9 protein-coding genes are annotated in these 16,298 nt (G+C 36.4%); 1 reads left to right on the forward strand and 8 read right to left on the reverse strand.

Annotated features, from left to right (window positions below; all coding sequences use genetic code 11):
• Positions 1–90: 90 nt before the first annotated feature.
• A complete protein-coding gene (locus tag IGL13_RS08670) occupies positions 91–2,232 on the forward strand; it encodes a GH92 family glycosyl hydrolase (protein ID WP_002378517.1) in 2,142 nt (713 codons plus the stop codon).
• Between the two features lie 40 nt (positions 2,233–2,272).
• Here IGL13_RS08670 and IGL13_RS08675 read toward each other — a convergent pair whose 3' ends face one another.
• From IGL13_RS08675 to IGL13_RS08710, 8 genes are all read right to left on the reverse strand, one after another.
• A complete protein-coding gene (locus IGL13_RS08675; protein WP_002378518.1) occupies positions 2,273–3,754 on the reverse strand; it encodes a response regulator transcription factor in 1,482 nt (493 codons plus the stop codon).
• Positions 3,755–3,765: 11 nt separating this feature from the next.
• On the reverse strand, positions 3,766–5,496 hold the full coding sequence (locus IGL13_RS08680) for a sensor histidine kinase (RefSeq protein WP_002356857.1): 1,731 nt from the start codon (positions 5,494–5,496) through the stop codon (positions 3,766–3,768).
• Entirely contained in the window at positions 5,450–6,085 is a 636-nt protein-coding gene (locus IGL13_RS08685; protein WP_002362905.1) for a YesL family protein, read from the reverse strand. The genes IGL13_RS08680 and IGL13_RS08685 overlap by 47 nt, the downstream gene beginning before the upstream one ends.
• Before the next feature lie 70 nt (positions 6,086–6,155).
• Positions 6,156–7,622: an ABC transporter substrate-binding protein gene (locus IGL13_RS08690; protein ID WP_430604580.1), complete on the reverse strand. Its 1,467-nt coding sequence runs from the start codon at positions 7,620–7,622 to the stop codon at positions 6,156–6,158.
• 23 nt (positions 7,623–7,645) lie between these two features.
• Complete coding sequence (locus tag IGL13_RS08695; RefSeq protein WP_002359877.1) at positions 7,646–8,569, reverse strand: carbohydrate ABC transporter permease; 924 nt, start codon at positions 8,567–8,569, stop codon at positions 7,646–7,648.
• An 11-nt stretch (positions 8,570–8,580) separates the two neighbouring features.
• The gene (locus tag IGL13_RS08700; RefSeq protein WP_002356852.1) at positions 8,581–9,537 is read right to left on the reverse strand and encodes an ABC transporter permease; all 957 of its coding nucleotides are present in this window, start codon (positions 9,535–9,537) and stop codon (positions 8,581–8,583) included.
• 538 nt (positions 9,538–10,075) lie between these two features.
• Complete coding sequence (locus tag IGL13_RS08705; protein WP_430604581.1) at positions 10,076–15,004, reverse strand: isopeptide-forming domain-containing fimbrial protein; 4,929 nt, start codon at positions 15,002–15,004, stop codon at positions 10,076–10,078.
• A gap of 473 nt (positions 15,005–15,477) precedes the next feature.
• Complete coding sequence (locus IGL13_RS08710; RefSeq protein WP_002383586.1) at positions 15,478–16,293, reverse strand: MerR family transcriptional regulator; 816 nt, start codon at positions 16,291–16,293, stop codon at positions 15,478–15,480.
• Between the last annotated feature and the right edge of the window lie 5 nt (positions 16,294–16,298).

The raw sequence follows: 16,298 nt of genomic DNA on the forward strand, positions 1-16,298 counted from the left end.
AAAAAAGCGAATAAATACGCTTTCATTTCTTGTTTTTTGTGCTATAATCAGCCTATATGATATATCATTTAAAACAAAGGAGCTACTTTCATGAATATTCAAGCGATTGATACGCGACACGGAACTGCCAACCAACATAGTTTTTCAAATGGAAATTGTCTACCCTATACTGGCGTGCCATTTGGGATGAATTTTTACGCCCCGCAAACAACTGACCAAAAAGGCAGCTGGTGGTTTCATCCAGAAGATCGAACATTTCAAGGCTATCGAGTAACGCATCAACCAAGTCCTTGGATGGGTGATTTTAGCCATTTATTAATGACCCCTGTCAGTGGTTCATTGTCGGAACTTTCTTTATTCCATGCCCAAAGTTCTTATCGTCCAGAAGAAAGCCTTTTTTCTCCTGTCGAAATTAACTTAACTCAATTACGCTATCAAATAACTTCTCAATTAATCCCAAGCATGTATGGTGGTATCTTAACCATTGATTATCAACAAAAAGATAATCACTTACTACTAACTCTGCCTGGACGTTATCAAGTAAAACAATTAGATGACCATCAAGTGGCTGTAAAAGTCATCAACTATTCTGGTTGTGAAGATCCAGATTTTAGTTTTTATTTTGTGCTTCATTTTGAACAGCCTTTAACCAAATGGTTTGCCCCTTCTTCAGGTGAAGATGGCAAAATCCTTCTTTCTTTTGGAAATATTGCTCAACAAGTTGTTCATTTTAGTAGTTCATTTATTTCTGAAAAACAAGCGCAGTTAAATTTAGCGCGAGAAATCTCTTTGCGTTCTACTGAGATGCTGCAACAAGGAATCGCAGATTGGCATAATTATTTCGATCGCCTTAAAGTAACGCATGAAAACCCTGAACATACTAAAACGTTTTATCATACACTGTATCGAACATTCCTATTTCCGCAAACCTTTTATGAATTGGACGAAAATCAGCAGCCGATTCATTATGATACGTTCTCGCAAACGGTTCGTCCTGGTGTACTATATACCAATAATGGCTTTTGGGATACTTATAAAACGGTCTACCCATTGTTCTCACTAATTGCTCAAGAAAAATACGAAGAGATGCTAGAAGGCTTTTTAAATAGTTACAACGAAACAGGTTTCTTGCCAAAATGGTTATCTCCAGATGAGCGTGGTTTAATGCCCGGCACCTTGATTGACGCTGTCATTGCTGATGCCGCCGTGAAAAAGATTCGTCCTGACTTGATGCCTCAGTTCCTAGAAGCGATGAAAAAAGGCGCTACACAACAAAGCGAACGAGAAAATTATGGACGTCAAGGAACTCTGGATTATCTAAAATATGGCTATGTTCCTTCAACCTATCATGAATCTGTAAATCATACCTTAGATTATGCGTACAGCGATTTCTGCATTTCACAAGTTGCAAAAACACTGAATGATTCAGAGACCGCAACGTTTTATCGTCAACAAGCCTTGAATTATCAACAACTTTTTAATCCTGAAACTGGCTTTATGCAAGCCAAGGATACTGAAGGCAATTTCCGTCCTGACTTTTTAGATATTCGTTGGGGCAAAGATTACGCCGAAGGAAGTGCTTGGCAATCAAGTTTTGCGGTTTATCAAGATTTTGCAGGTTTGATTAAGCTATATGGTAGCGAGTTAGCTTTCGAAAAAAAATTAATTCAGCTATGCAATCAAGCGCCTAACTTTAACGTTGAAGGCTATGGTTTTGAAATTCATGAAATGAGTGAAATGGCGGCAATTGATTTTGGTCAATTAGCCATCTCAAATCAACCAAGTTTCCATTATCCGTTTCTATTCAGCTACATCGGCAAACCAGAGATGGCTCAACCACTTTTAAAACAACTAATGCAAACATTTAATGCTTCACCAACTGGCTATCCAGGTGATGAAGACAATGGTAGCATGTCTGCTTGGTATATTTTTAATAGCTTAGGCTTTTATCCCGTCACACCAGGAACTGGTGAATATGTAATCGGGATGCCTTTAGTCCAGACGGCGGAAGTAAAACTGTCAAATGGTAAACAATTAACCATTCAGACATCACCAAACAAAGTCCAACAACAATTTATTCATGAAATTCAGTTAAACCAAGAAAAACATACTGCGCCTTATTTTACTCATCAAGAACTATTAAACGGCGGGACTTTAGATTATCAATTAGGGATCGTCCCGAATCCACAAACCACAGCAGAACGACCGTTTTCATTAAGTACGGAAAAATAATAAAAAGAAAGATGTTCATAAAAATTGAACATCTTTCTTTTTATTCTTCGACACCTGCGTAATTTGATTGGTATTGCTCTCGAAATTCTTTTGGCGTAATTCCATTTAATTTTTTAAACATTTTTGAAAAATAGTTGGTATTGTTAAATCCTACTTTTTCTGAAATTTCGTTGATTGTATCATCCGTGTACAATAATAATTTCTGGGCATGCTTGGTACGCACTTGATTCAAATATTGAGAAAAACTCCGCTTGGTTTCTTTTTTAAAAATTTGGCCTAAATAACTAGGGTTCAAATGAAGCTCATCCGCCACCGTTTTTAAGTTTAATTCTTCTAAATAGCCTTGTTCAATTCTTTCTACAGCTTGGCTAACACTTTCTGAATATTTTTTTATTTTAGGTTTATTTTTCACTTCTGCCAAGACTTGCTGCATTAACGCATACAGTGTATTAAGATTGTTGCTGGCTCGAATTTCTTCCACGATTTTTTCATAGTTTTCTTCTAACACAGTTGGATACTGACGCGAAATATCTGAAAAAAGTAAGAAGACTACATAGCGTACATATTCTGGCGTAGCGTGTTGTTGACTTAACTGATTGAAAATAGCATCTAATTCCCGTTGAATGGTCTGCATATCCCCAATCATCAAGGCTTGGTTAAACGCTAGAAAAGTAAAATCTTCTGCCGAACGATTCATTTGTTCTTTTTGATTATTTGGCAGAAATTCTTGATAAAACGTTTCAATTGCTTGCAACTGTTTTACTTTCTCATAACTTTCATAAACCGTTTCCCATTCATTGACAGATTCCCCTACAAAAATCTGACCTTGACCAGCTAGAATCGCTTCAATTTCACGAATAAATAAGAACGCTTCTTGTCTGGCCCCTTTATAGATAAGTAACAATTGGTGGTACGTACTCATCCAACTTTCAATGAATAACAGTTGGCCTTTTTTCATAAATAGTTCCTTGATTGTTTCTAAAAATGGCATCTCAGCTTCAACCAATAAAACGGTAAAATCACCTGGTTTTATAGTCGTAAATTGCTGCATTAACTCTTCGTATTCCCCTTCGCTGATTTCATCATTAAGCCAACGCATCAAGCCATTTTCTAGATATAGACGCACGCGGGCATGGGATTTTTTTTGTTGGTCCAATTCTATTTTAATTCTCTGGATATTGGCTAATAGTTCTTGTTTATTGACTGGTTTCAAAAGATAATCTTGGACCTGCAAAGCCATGCCTTTTTTGACGTAATCAAACTCTTGATAACCTGATAAAATTAAACTAATAAATTGATGTCCTTTTTTCTTTGCTTGCTCAATTAATTCGATCCCGCTCATTTCTGGCATCGTAATATCTGTTAATAAAACATCAATGGATTCTGTTTCTAAAAAAGCCAATGCTTCTTGCGCACTACGCGCTGTTTTAACAATTTCAAAGCCTAACTCTTGCCAAGGAATAATCCATTTTAAGCCTTCTAAAATCATATATTCATCATCAACAAACATCACTCGATACATCTTTTCACCCCTTATGCTACAAACGAAAGACGAATTGTCGTCCCTTCTCCTTCTTTCCCTTCAATGGTTAAACCATAACTCTCCCCAAAAAAGCGTTGTAAACGTTCATGAACATTTCTTAATCCAATGGATTGTTCCGTTTCTATTTCTGTTTGATTTAAACGTTCGCGAATTTCCTCTAACCGATTGGCGGTAATTCCTTTTCCATTATCTACAACAGCCACAATAATTTTTTCGCCTTCTCGGTAGGCGTGGACCTTAATAGCATTGTCTTGTCGTTGATAGTCAATTCCATGCACAAAATAATTTTCGACAAGCGGCTGAATGATAAACTTAGGAATTTCGACATCAGCAATTGTTTCTTCTATTTCGAACTTATAGGCAAATTGATCGGGATAACGCATTTGATACAAATACACATACTTTTCGCAAAATGAGATTTCCTCTGCCAAGGTCGTGGTTTTTTCTTGGTTAATATTATTCCTAAGTAACGTTGAAAAAGCATAGACAACATCAGCTAGTTCTTCTTGTTGCCGACTCAAGGCATACATGCGAATATATTCCAATGTATTATAAAGAAAATGAGGATTAATTTGCGACTGTAACGCTCTCATGTGGGCATCACGTTGCTTAATTTCTAAAGTATAAATATCGTGAATGTATTGATCTAAACTGTCTACCATAAAATTAATCGCGGAAGCAATATCATTCAACTCTTCCTGAACTTGATTCGTGTCAATTCGTTCTTTTAAATTGCCATCGCCAATGGCTCGTGTCGCTTCTAAAATTAATTGGACTTGTTGAGAATAGCGTTTAAATAGGCGGTTTAAGCCCACTAATAAAATAACAATCAAAAGTAACCCAATCCCTAAAATGGCCGCATAATTCATAAACAATTGTTGAAATAAGACTCGGCGGCTTGTTAATAAGAGAATGGTACTCCGGCCACTGCTTTCTATTTCCGTAATATCGTAGCGATTATGAAAAACCTGTTGAATGTCACTATCGGTGTGCATTCTTTTATCTAGTTGCCGCTCTTCTTCTTTGGTAAATTGCGCTTTTTCAGAAAAAATTTGATTCCCAGCACTATCATAGATAAACGCATTAATACCTGATTTTTTCAATAAGTCTGCTTGGTTGCCTAGCAATTCTTGACTTGAAAACACAGTGTACAATTCTCCCAGTGGTTGTCCTGTATAAGGATCGGAGATAATTCGCATTAGTTGAAAGCCATGTTTTTTAATTGATGACATATCCATTTTTTTTCCATTTGTAGCTGTGCGATTGGCGAACAAAACCTGATCAAATTCATCTAAGCGAATAATCACTTCTTCTAAGTCAGGAAAGGTGCTAAATAATGTACTTAAATTATTTCCAAAGTGGGTACTGACCCGATCTTCCGACCATTGACTGTAAGTATAGTCAAAATACTCAGGAGGAGAAAGTTCCATATATTTTCGCATGTTTTCAATTTTACTTGCAGAGCCAGCTAATTCATTAATCATATTCGTCGCTGCATTATTTTTATTCGTTACATAGCTGTCAATTTGGGAAACGGCGTTATTTTTTTGTGAATCAATTGATAAGTTAATTGTATAAGTAACATAAACGCACAAAGCAGCCACCGTTAACAAAATAATACTTGTTAACAGTAGACTGTATTTTTGTACTAATCGATTTAATAAATATTTTTTTTTAAACAGTTTTTTGAAGATTCGCTTCATTTTGTTCCAACTTTCCATCAATAAACTGGCGATTTTTGCGCGTGACATAGGCACACCACATCATAATTAAGGCAAACGAAGCAAATAGTAGCAGTCCTTTCATTTTCCAAGTTAAAGCAACGATACTAATTACACCGAATAAGACTTTAAAAAATACACCGAGGTTTAAAAAGATACTGATAAATGAAAGCTTCATTAAATCAATAGTTGAGATAAAATAGCTTCCTTCATATAGTAGCATATAAATGTAAAAAATAACGAGTATTAGGGAAACAAAAAATAAAATAAATGTAATAATTAACCACATTATTCCGGTAAATTGAACGGCTAAATAAATATTATAAAAAACAAATCCTAAAGTGAAGAGAAAAAGTAAAAAATAACAGTTACTTCTTTTAAAATGTGCTTTCCATGATTCAAATGCTCGTTTAACGGTGATTGCTTGATAATTCATGCCCTCTTCCAAAATGAAATCAGTCATCATTTGGAGTGCTGGACCAACACCAAAAATAATCCCTCCAGCTAAACTAAATAAAACAAACAGTAAATTTAGTTTGATTACTGTCCAGGAAAGGTAAAACAACCGTTGAATCCCTGTACTTTCCATCTTCCTCTTCCTTTCTATTATGTAAAAGGCTGAGCCAAAAGCGCTCAGCTAATGCCTCAGCCTCCTGTGATTATTTTTGAGATTGGATATATTCGTCTAATTGTGTTTGCATTTCTTTTTGAACTTTATCCCAGCCAGCTGTTTTTAGGTCATCCATTAATTTTGGAAGTGTTTCTTCTGGATCAACAGTTCCTGTATTTAAGCTTGCTGCGTAACGATTCATAACTGTAGCAACGTTAGTGATTTCAGTTTTCACTTTATCATTTACAAAAGTAAAACCAAGAATTGGTGAATCTTTTGCTTCTTCGATGCTCTTGTCACGTTCTTTAACCATTTCTTCAGTGACAGATTCTTCTGGCCAAATGATTAAGTTGTTTCCTGTGTTCCAAGCACTCAAATGAGTTGTTGGTGTGTAATCTTTCAATAATTTCACGCGATCATCGCCAACTTTTTCATATTGTTTGCCTTCTTCACCATAAACAAGTCCGTTTAACAATTCTGGATTGCTGTTTAATAAGCCTAGCAATTCAACAGATTTTTCTTTGTTTTTAGACGTATTTGCAACAACATAGTTAGCCATTTGCGCTTGTGATGTTGTTTTTAATGGTTCTGTTAGTGGACGAGAAACAAGTGGTTTACCAGCTGCTTGTGTTAAGATTGTATCACCATAATCCATAGGTCCTTGTGTTTCTTGACGCATAAACCAAGTATTGGTATTTAAGTCATATGGTGTTGTACTTGTAGCAGCATCTGTTGGAATCAAGCCATCTTTATACCATTGATGCAAGACTTTTAAGTTATTAATCATGTCTTTGTCGGCATATTGGTTAATAATTTTTGGTGAGCCAGTATCAGTTGTTTTTACTGCAAATGGATATTGGTTACCAATAGGGAAGTCATAATTACCTGTTGCAAAGAATGTTTGGCCGATAGCAAAAGCAGCAATATTTGGTTCTTTTTTATGGAATTCTTTTAGAACTTCGGTTGCACTTTCATAACTACCATCAACTTTACTAATATCTAAATTGTATTTATCGACATATTCTTTATTAAAAGTTAAAACTTGTTGACCGTAAGAGTTACCTAAAATTGGGAACGCATACAGTTTTCCATTGATCGTATTTCCTTTAATATAGTTATCTGGTAATTGATCATAGGCTTCTTTGGCATATTTAGGTGCTAAATCAGTTAAATCAGCATAGGCGCCTTTTTGTGCATTCGTTGCATAATTTTGTGCTAATGAAATATCATAGCTTTCACCAGAAGCAACGATTGTTGACATTTTTTGGTCCCAATCGCCCCAACCAACAAATTCCATTCTTAATTTTGCCCCAATTTTTTTCTCGATAATTTTATTCGCATTATCGATTAATTGGTCATAATTATCTGGTTTGTCCCCAACACGATACATTAATAACGTTGGTGTACTATCATCACCTTTTGACGCTGCATCTTTTGAAGATTTACCGCACGCGCTTAATCCTACAGCTAAAGCTGCTGCGCCAGCTACGGCTAATCCTTTTTGCCATTTTTTCATTCCTTATTTCCTCCTGTACAATTTTATTCTTTCACGCCGCCGATTGTTAAACCACCCACGAAATATTTTTGGAAAAATGGGTAAGTTAACGCAATTGGTAACGTAGATAAGACAACAATCGCCATTCGAGCCGATTCACTTGGTAGAACGCCTAACCCTTCTTGTGCTGCTGCACCCATATCCGTACTTCTTGATAAGAACTCTAAGTTGTTTTGAATTTTCATCAATAAATACTGTAATGGTACCAAGGTATCTTTTTGAATGTAAAGTAACGCATTGAACCAATCGTTCCAATAACCCAAAGCCGCAAACAAACTAATTGTGGCAATCCCTGGAACGGCTAGTGGTAACACAATGCTGACAAAAATGCGCATTTCACTTGCGCCATCAATACGTGCCGATTCAATAATACTGTCAGGCACGGTTTTCTTGAAAAACGTTCGCATCACTAAAATATTAAATGGTCCTAAAGCTAAAGGCAAAATTAACGCCCAAATTGTATCTTTCAATTGCAATAAGTTTGTCATTACTAAATAGTTCGCAACCATCCCTGGTGAAAATAACATTGTAATTAACGCAAACAATGTAAAGAATTTTTTAAATGGAAAGTTGGAACGAGAAATGACATAGGCATATAATGACGTCATTGTTGCATTGACAATCGTCCCTGTCACCGTAATGAAGACCGTTACCCCTAAGGCATGAATAATGCGTTGACTCATTGCCCCTTGGAAAATGTAACGATAGGCCTCCAATGAAAATTCTTTTGGCCAAAACCGGTAGCCGTTTGCTGCTAATGATCCTTCACTTGTCAATGAAATCATAATAACAAAGAAAAACGGAACCACACAGGAAATAGCAAAAATAGCAATGACAATATTGAAAATCAAATTCGCTGTCGGGTTGAAGGATCGAACGTTAACGCTAGTGACTTTTTTCTTTTTCATAATCCTTCCTCCTAAAATAGTGCTGAATCTGGTTCAATTCGACGAACAACTAAATTCGCAATTAATAACAAACATGCCCCAACGACAGATTGATATAACGCTGCAGCTGCCGTCATGCCTACATCACCAGTAGCCGTTAAGCCATTGTAAATATAGGTATCTAACACACTTGTCACGTTGTAAAGCGCACCTGAGTTTCTTGGTACGATGTAGAACAAACCAAAGTCTGCTCTGAAGATACCGCCGATGTTTAAAATTAATAAAACAGACATCATTGGTAAAATTTGTGGAATCGTAACATTTTTTATTTGTTGCCATTTGTTGGCACCATCTACCATCGCTGCTTCATAGTATGTCGGATCAATCCCCATCACAGAAGCATAGTAGATAATACTGTTGTAGCCTAGACTCTTCCAAACATTTAGGAAGACAAAAATTACTGGCCACCAACGTGGATCTGCATACCAGTTAATCATTGTGCCGCCATTACCAGTAATCCATTGATTCAAAATCCCTTTATCTGGACTTAAAAAGGCATAAACAAAATAGTTAATAACCATCCAAGATAAGAAATATGGTAGCAATGACATCGTGTGATAAACTTTAACCAAGCGACGATTTCTTAATTCACTCATAATAATAGCAAAAGCAATCGCGAAGAATAAGTTAAAGGCTAAAAAGACGACATTGTACAAAATGGTGTTTCTAGTAATTAACCAAGCATCTTTTGACGCAAATAAAAATTTAAAGTTTTCAAAACCAACCCAAGGACTTTCTCTTAGACTAGCTAAGAAACCATCTGGTGAAATATGAAAATCTTTAAATGCGACCACATTGGCTAAGACTGGTATATAGAAGAAAAATATAAACCAGATAAATCCTGGTAACGCCATAAGGATTAAGGCCTTATAACGCCATACATTTTGAAAAAACCCGTTTTTCTTCTTCATTCGTTTCGCTCCTTTCATAAATATAATAGCGTTTTCATAATATCTTTTTAAGGAACAAATTATAGGATTTGAGAAACAAATTATAGATTTTGTGTCATTTTAAGGTAAAAATTTACCGAAATGACTGTTCTTTGTGAAAACGTTTATCTGATATTTTTTTTACAACTGTTTAAGAACCTTAAAAACAATTGGCTAAACCTCACTCATAAAGCGATTTTGCTAGCGTGTATTTGTTTTATAAAATCTGAGAACTTGATAGTTTCACAGAGGATATCCTCTAATTATTTTTGAGGAGGACTATTTTTGAATTTTATCCGTAAAAAACACTAGAGCAATTCGTTTAATTGTAGTTTATTTTTTTGCAGTTTTAATGCAAGCTGGTTCTTTATTATTACTAGCTATTTCACTACTATTTTTCTATTTGCCTTTATGCACACACAATATGTTGGATTTCTTGTTATAAATCAAAAAGAGTTGACGACATAGGTCATTTTGACTTATGTCGTCAACTCTTAAATTTTCAGCTAATTAGTCGTTCTAAAACAATCGATTTTGTTTACTCCTCTTTTTCTTTGTTTCTCTTTATAACATAGAGAATTAATACAATTAAGATCAGTCCTACACCCAGATACGCAAATATTTTTTGAACTTTTTCTCCTGTTTTTGGTAAATAGGATGATTTAGACGTTTCTTTCTTGTTTATGGCAATTTCATTTTTACTATTTTTTGTAGGTTTGTTCTGGTCTGTAACAACTTTTTTTGTTTCCTTTTTATTTTCCGCTGGTTCTTCGGGTGTAATAGGTACCTCTGGTTCTTCTGGTGGATTGATGCCATCACCTACTTTGGCTTTGTTGAGAATTGTTTCGCCCGCTTTGGCTTCTTCGTTAACGATCACTTTGAAACGAATACTCCGTTCTTTCGTATCGGTGATACTTGGGTATTCCGCTATGATTGTGCCGTTGGTTTCTTTCAAGCTGGTAGGTTTTGGTGCATCACCGACACTTGTTAGGCTATCTTTGACATACGTCAGTCCTTTGGGTAGTTGGTCTGTGATAACTACTTTGTTTAGGACACCATTTTCGATGGTATTGCGGAAACTGATTGTGTATTCGATCGCTTCCCCTAGTTTTGGTTTAGCGTTATTAACAGTTTTTGTTCCGGTTAGTTTGCCTGCTTTTACTCGAGGTGTGATTGGTTCTTCGGGTGTAATGGGCACCTCTGGTTCTTCGGGCGGATTAACTGTGTCATCTACTTTGGCTTTGTTGAGAATTGTTTCGCCCGCTTTCGCTTCTTCGTTAACGATCACTTTGAAGCGAATACTCCGCTCTTTCGTATCGGTGATACTTGGGTATTCCGCTGTGATTGTGCCATTGGCTTCTGTCAAGCTGGTTGGTTTTGGTTCATCACCGACACTTGTTAGGCTATCTTTGACATACGTCAGTCCTTTGGGTAGTTGGTCTGTGATAACTACTTTGTTTAAGACGCCATTTTCGATGGTATTGCGGAAACTGATTGTGTATTCGATCGCTTCCCCTAGTTTTGGTTTAGCGTTATTAACAGTTTTTGTTGCGGTTAATTTGCCTTCTTTTACTCGAGGTGTGATTGGTTCTTCGGGCGTAATGGGCACCTCTGGTTCTTCGGGCGGATTAACTGTGTCATCTACTTTGGCTTTGTTGAGAATTGTTTCGCCCGCTTTCGCTTCTTCATTAACGATCACTTTGAAGCGAATACTCCGCTCTTTCGTATCGGTGATACTTGGGTATTCCGCTGTGATTGTGCCGTTGGCTTCTTTCAAGCTGGTTGGTTTTGGTTCATCACCGACACTTGTTAGGCTATCTTTGACATACGTCAGTCCTTTTGGTAGTTGGTCTGTGATAACTACTTTGTTTAGGACGCCGTTTTCGATGGTATTGCGGAAGCTAATTGTGTACTCGATAGTTTCGCCTAGTTTTGGTTTAGCGTTATTAACGGTTTTTGTTGCGGCTAGTTTGCCTGCGTTCGTTTCTGGTACCACAGGCACCTCTGGTTCTTCTGGTGGATTAACTGTGTCATCTACTTTGGCTTTGTTGAGAATTGTTTCGCCCGCTTTGGCTTCTTCGTTAACGATCACTTTGAAGCGAATACTCCGCTCTTTCGTATCTGTGATACTTGGGTATTCCGCTGTGATTGTGCCATTAGCTTCTTTCAAGCTGGTTGGTTTTGGTTCATCACCGACACTTGTTAGGCTATCTTTGACATACGTCAGTCCTTTTGGTAGTTGGTCTGTGATAACTACTTTGTTTAAGACGCCATTTTCGATGGTGTTGCGGAAACTGATTGTGTACTCGATTTCTTCCCCTAGTTTTGGTTTGGCGTTATTAACGGTTTTTGTTGCGGTTAGTTTGCCTTCTTTCGCTTCTGGTACCACCGGCACCTCTGGTTTTTCGGGCGGATTAACTGTGTCATCTACTTTGGCTTTGTTGAGAATTGTTTCGCCCGCTTTGGCTTCTTCGTTAACAATCACTTTGAAACGAATACTCCGCTCTTTTGTATCGGTGAGACTTGGGTATTCCGCTGTGATTGTACCGTTAGCTTCTTTCAAGCTGGTTGGTTTTGGTTCATCACCGACGCTTGTTAGGCTATCTTTGACATACGTCAGCCCTTTTGGTAGTTGGTCTGTGATAACTACTTTGTTTAAAACGCCGTTTTCGATGGTGTTGCGGAAGCTAATTGTGTACTCGATTGCTTCCCCTAGTTTTGGTTTAGCGTTATTAACGGTTTTTGTTGCGGCTAGTTTGCCTGCGTTCGTTTCTGGTACCACAGGCACCTCTGGTTCTTCGGGCGGATTAACTGTGTCATCTACTTTGGCTTTGTTGAGAATTGTTTCGCCCGCTTTCGCTTCTTCATTAACGATCACTTTAAAACGAATACTCCGTTCTTTTATATCGGTGATACTTGGGTATTCCACTGTGATTGTGCCGTTAGTTTCTTTCAAGCTGGTTGGCTTGGGTTCATCACCGACACTTGTTAGGCTATCTTTGACATACGTCAGTCCTTTTGGTAGTTGGTCTGTGATAACTACTTTGTTTAGGACACCATTTTCGATGGTGTTGCGGAAGCTAATTGTGTACTCGATAGTTTCGCCTAGTTTTGGTTTAGCGTTATTAACGGTTTTTGTTGCGGTTAATTTGCCAGTTACTTGTTCGTCCGCAATTTTCGCTTCTACTATATTAGAAGTTTCGTTGACTTTTGCAGATGTTAAAATATCTACTGCCTCAACTGTTGCGCTATTAGGCACTAATTCATTTGCTTTTGCTCGTTCATTTATCTGCGCTTTAAATTCGTAAATTGTTTCAGCTGTATCAGCTTTGTAGCTACCTCCTTGTGTAGCAGTTGCACCATTGCCGACACGGACTATAATTTGTTTATTGGTTTCATCATATTCAGCTTGATCATCGCCTGAAGCATCCGTTTTTTCACCAGAATTTGGTCCACTAATAATTTTTAAAGAGCCTGGCAAATAATTTAAGCGACCATCTAGTGCATCCTTCGAGACTGAATTTATCGCTTCAGAATCAGCTTTTGTATTTTTTAGTGAGACACGATACGTGATTGTTTCACCAACTTTGTAAGTTTCTTTTGGTTCCACAATTTCTTTCTTAATTTCAAATTCAGGCGTTTCTGCGTTTACAGCAAAACCAATCGCATTCGTAGAATAATCGTCACCACTACTTGTTGTTCTAAAATTAATTTGGTTTTGTCCAGCATTTAAAACACCTTCGGGAATTGCCATACGATCGATATCAATATCTAAAAAATTAGGATGATCCGGCGCAAATTTCCCTGGATACTTATCTACCATATGTTCATCGTTATCTGTCACAGTTGCGTTCATAGCATTATTAACTGGATTGAGCGTGTTCGAAATATTTACCCAAGTTCCTGCGCTATTTTTAATTTGTGCGTTGTCTCCAGTCCAGTATTTATCTCCTTGAACAGTAAACCAGGTCACAATTGGATCAAGATTTCCTTTTTTTGCTGTTAAAAAGTTGCTCATAGTAAATTCATTATTGGTTCCAGCAGCATTACCACGTGCTCCATAGTAAATACTAAAAGCTCTTGACTTACTTGCCTGATCCTTTGTAACAACAAACAAACTCCAACCACTAAAGTTATAATATTGATATTGACCATTTAAACTACTTGTCATAGGAATATCTGCCAACGTATAACTCCCTGTCGCACTTTTATCCCCTTGTAAAATTGAAGTTACATCTGCATAATTAGAAAATCCAGTGTTATTGTACCCGAAACGTTGTCCTGGGTTTGTTGCATCTTGATCGATACGATGGTACCTTTGGGGCGAAACACGCTGTACGGTTCCATTTGGTGTAGTAAATTGAACTGGTGCACTAATTTCTTCATCAGAAAGATTTGTTCCGTAAGCAGGGCCTTTATATCTAGATGCACTCCAAAATAAGCCCGCCCAAGCAATCTCTTTTGCACCATTTAAATCAATATAAGCCCGACTAGAGTTATACGTATTTGGATCATTGTCAACATCTGCAAATTCTAAAGGAAAATTGTTAATTGCATAACCACTACTTGCTCCTCGTGTGTTTAAAAATGTTTGCGCAGCCGCCGTATTTTCATTCGCAATTTTTAAGTTGGTATTTCCCGTTGAAAAAAGTTCTCCTTTATGAACGCTTTGATAAATCGGTGTATTAAACCCTCGACCAGGTGTTGGTGGCACTAACGGACCAGTAGGTTGCGCCTTTAATGGAGGTTGCTCAGGACTTTCGGTAGCCTGTGTTAGTGCTGTCTCTTGAATACTTTCTGTCGCCTTTCCTGCTTCAGGCTTTGTTTCGTTACTAGTAGTTGCGGTCATTTCATTTGTAGAAGAGGCTGTTTCGTTTGCCTGATTTTCTACTTTTGTTTCTGAAGTTTCCTGTTTTTCCTTCGAAACAAACTCTTTATCTGCTAGCATATCTTTACTAGGTAAATCAATTACTAGTGTCCCTTTTTCATTGTCTTCTATTAGTACGCTGACCAATAACTTGCTCGACGCTTTTGTAGTTATTTGCCCATTTATGGTAATCTTTCTTGTCGAATTTGGTTGAAGGTTAAGCAGTTTAATATCGGTTGTTTGATCTTTCTCATTTGTTTCAACCTTTGCTTTTTCTTCTAAAGACGTAGGTCCTCGCTCTTCGCTTAAAGTATCTAATACAAATTTGATTGGACTATCATTGTTATTTTTTTGTTTTAAAATGAGATTTTTGATTGGTACATCTCGTGTATTTGTTATTTCGTAAGTGACCGTTTTAATATCTTCTTGAGACGATGTATCTTCTATCTTCCCTATTACTTTGAGCCCGTCTTTTTCAACAGTCTTCTCAGCATCACTTGTTACTTCTTGAGCAAATGCGTTCATCATTGGTAACAAATTTAAAATAAACAGCATGGTAATCATAAGGTAACTCACAAAATTTTTAACTGCTTTATTCATTTACATTCTCCTTCGTTCTTTTCATTTACTTAAACAAATCATCTTCAAACAACTTTTACAATTACTAATTGTTTCTCAACATCCACCTCCATAAAATACTTTTCAACCTTCAATTCTTTCTTTATTTAGCTACAACAACTTTTTTTAACGTACGATTTTCCGTTTCTCCTTATAATCAAAAAGTAACACATTATATTAGCTAAAAAAAGAAAAAAACCCGATATTTCAACAAAAAATCGTGAATTAAATAACACGTTTTATATGAAGCAAATATATTGACTTTCCCTAAAAAAATACAAATATAGGTAAGTTCTAGCTTTAAGAGTAATTTTTTTATTGTTTTCCCTTTAATAACATTCGTTCTAAATTGTTTTAAAAACTAAAACTTTTTTCATGTAATTTTCATTACATTTACCAAAAAAAGAAACTAGCTTAGCTACATTTGCTATTGCTAGTTCCTTTTTTTAATTGTTTTACTTTTCCCCTAAAATTTCAATCCAACCATAATAATATTCAATATATTGATTTTCCTCTTCTAGTTGTGTCAAGATATGCTCTCCGACAACGATGCCTGTTTCAAATCCTTGTTTTGCTAAACGCTTTTTTACTTCTTCGATATTATTCAAACGGGTATCTTGTGTATTGACTTTTAAAATAAAGCCTTTGTATTGGCTACTTGATTCTTTGAGCCAAATCACTTTATCTAAACTTTTTTTATTCACATGATTTGCCAAACAAATCCCATACGTCAGTTCATTGGATTCACTTAAATCCCCGTAAATACCTAAAGTTGAAATGTGTTCCATGTAAACTTTCATCTCTTCTGGATCCTCAATATCAACAACAACAATTTTATCAAAAGGAATTGGTTCATCTGAAAAAACCAATGTTTCTAAATCAATTAACGCGTGTAAATGTAATTTTCTTTTCTTAATTTCTTTGTATTTATGTTGAAGCCTTTTTATTTCTTGCCCCAGTTGTTCTTCTGTTGCTTCCATGGTGGCATAGAGATCGGTAGGTGTCTTTTTATATAAATTCAACATATCTTTGATAGGAATCCCCATTTTTCGATAAAAATCAATATCATATATTTTGAACAAATCTTCTAAATCAAAGGTTCGATATCCGTTTTCTTCATTGCGTGTTGTACTAATCAACCCTTGCTCGTCCCAATAACGAATCGTGGACTTAGGGATATTTAACAACTCAGAAACATCTTTTATTGTGTAATTTTTTTCCATACTGTTCCCTCCATCAAAAAGTTTAGCATTTCTACTGTTGACATTCAAGTTAC

Source organism: Enterococcus sp. DIV1937 (genome assembly GCF_050535975.1).
Classification (GTDB): domain Bacteria; phylum Bacillota; class Bacilli; order Lactobacillales; family Enterococcaceae; genus Enterococcus; species Enterococcus faecalis.

Bases quoted from the DNA above. Each gene is read 5' to 3' on its own strand.
- IGL13_RS08670 (WP_002378517.1), top strand. From the start codon at position 91: ATGAATATTCAAGCGATTGATACGCGACACGGAACTGCCAACCAACAT.
- IGL13_RS08675 (WP_002378518.1), bottom strand. From the start codon at position 3,754: ATGTATCGAGTGATGTTTGTTGATGATGAATATATGATTTTAGAAGGC.
- IGL13_RS08680 (WP_002356857.1), bottom strand. From the start codon at position 5,496: ATGGAAAGTTGGAACAAAATGAAGCGAATCTTCAAAAAACTGTTTAAA.
- IGL13_RS08685 (WP_002362905.1), bottom strand. From the start codon at position 6,085: ATGGAAAGTACAGGGATTCAACGGTTGTTTTACCTTTCCTGGACAGTA.
- IGL13_RS08690 (WP_430604580.1), bottom strand. From the start codon at position 7,622: ATGAAAAAATGGCAAAAAGGATTAGCCGTAGCTGGCGCAGCAGCTTTA.
- IGL13_RS08695 (WP_002359877.1), bottom strand. From the start codon at position 8,569: ATGAAAAAGAAAAAAGTCACTAGCGTTAACGTTCGATCCTTCAACCCG.
- IGL13_RS08700 (WP_002356852.1), bottom strand. From the start codon at position 9,537: ATGAAAGGAGCGAAACGAATGAAGAAGAAAAACGGGTTTTTTCAAAAT.
- IGL13_RS08705 (WP_430604581.1), bottom strand. From the start codon at position 15,004: ATGAATAAAGCAGTTAAAAATTTTGTGAGTTACCTTATGATTACCATG.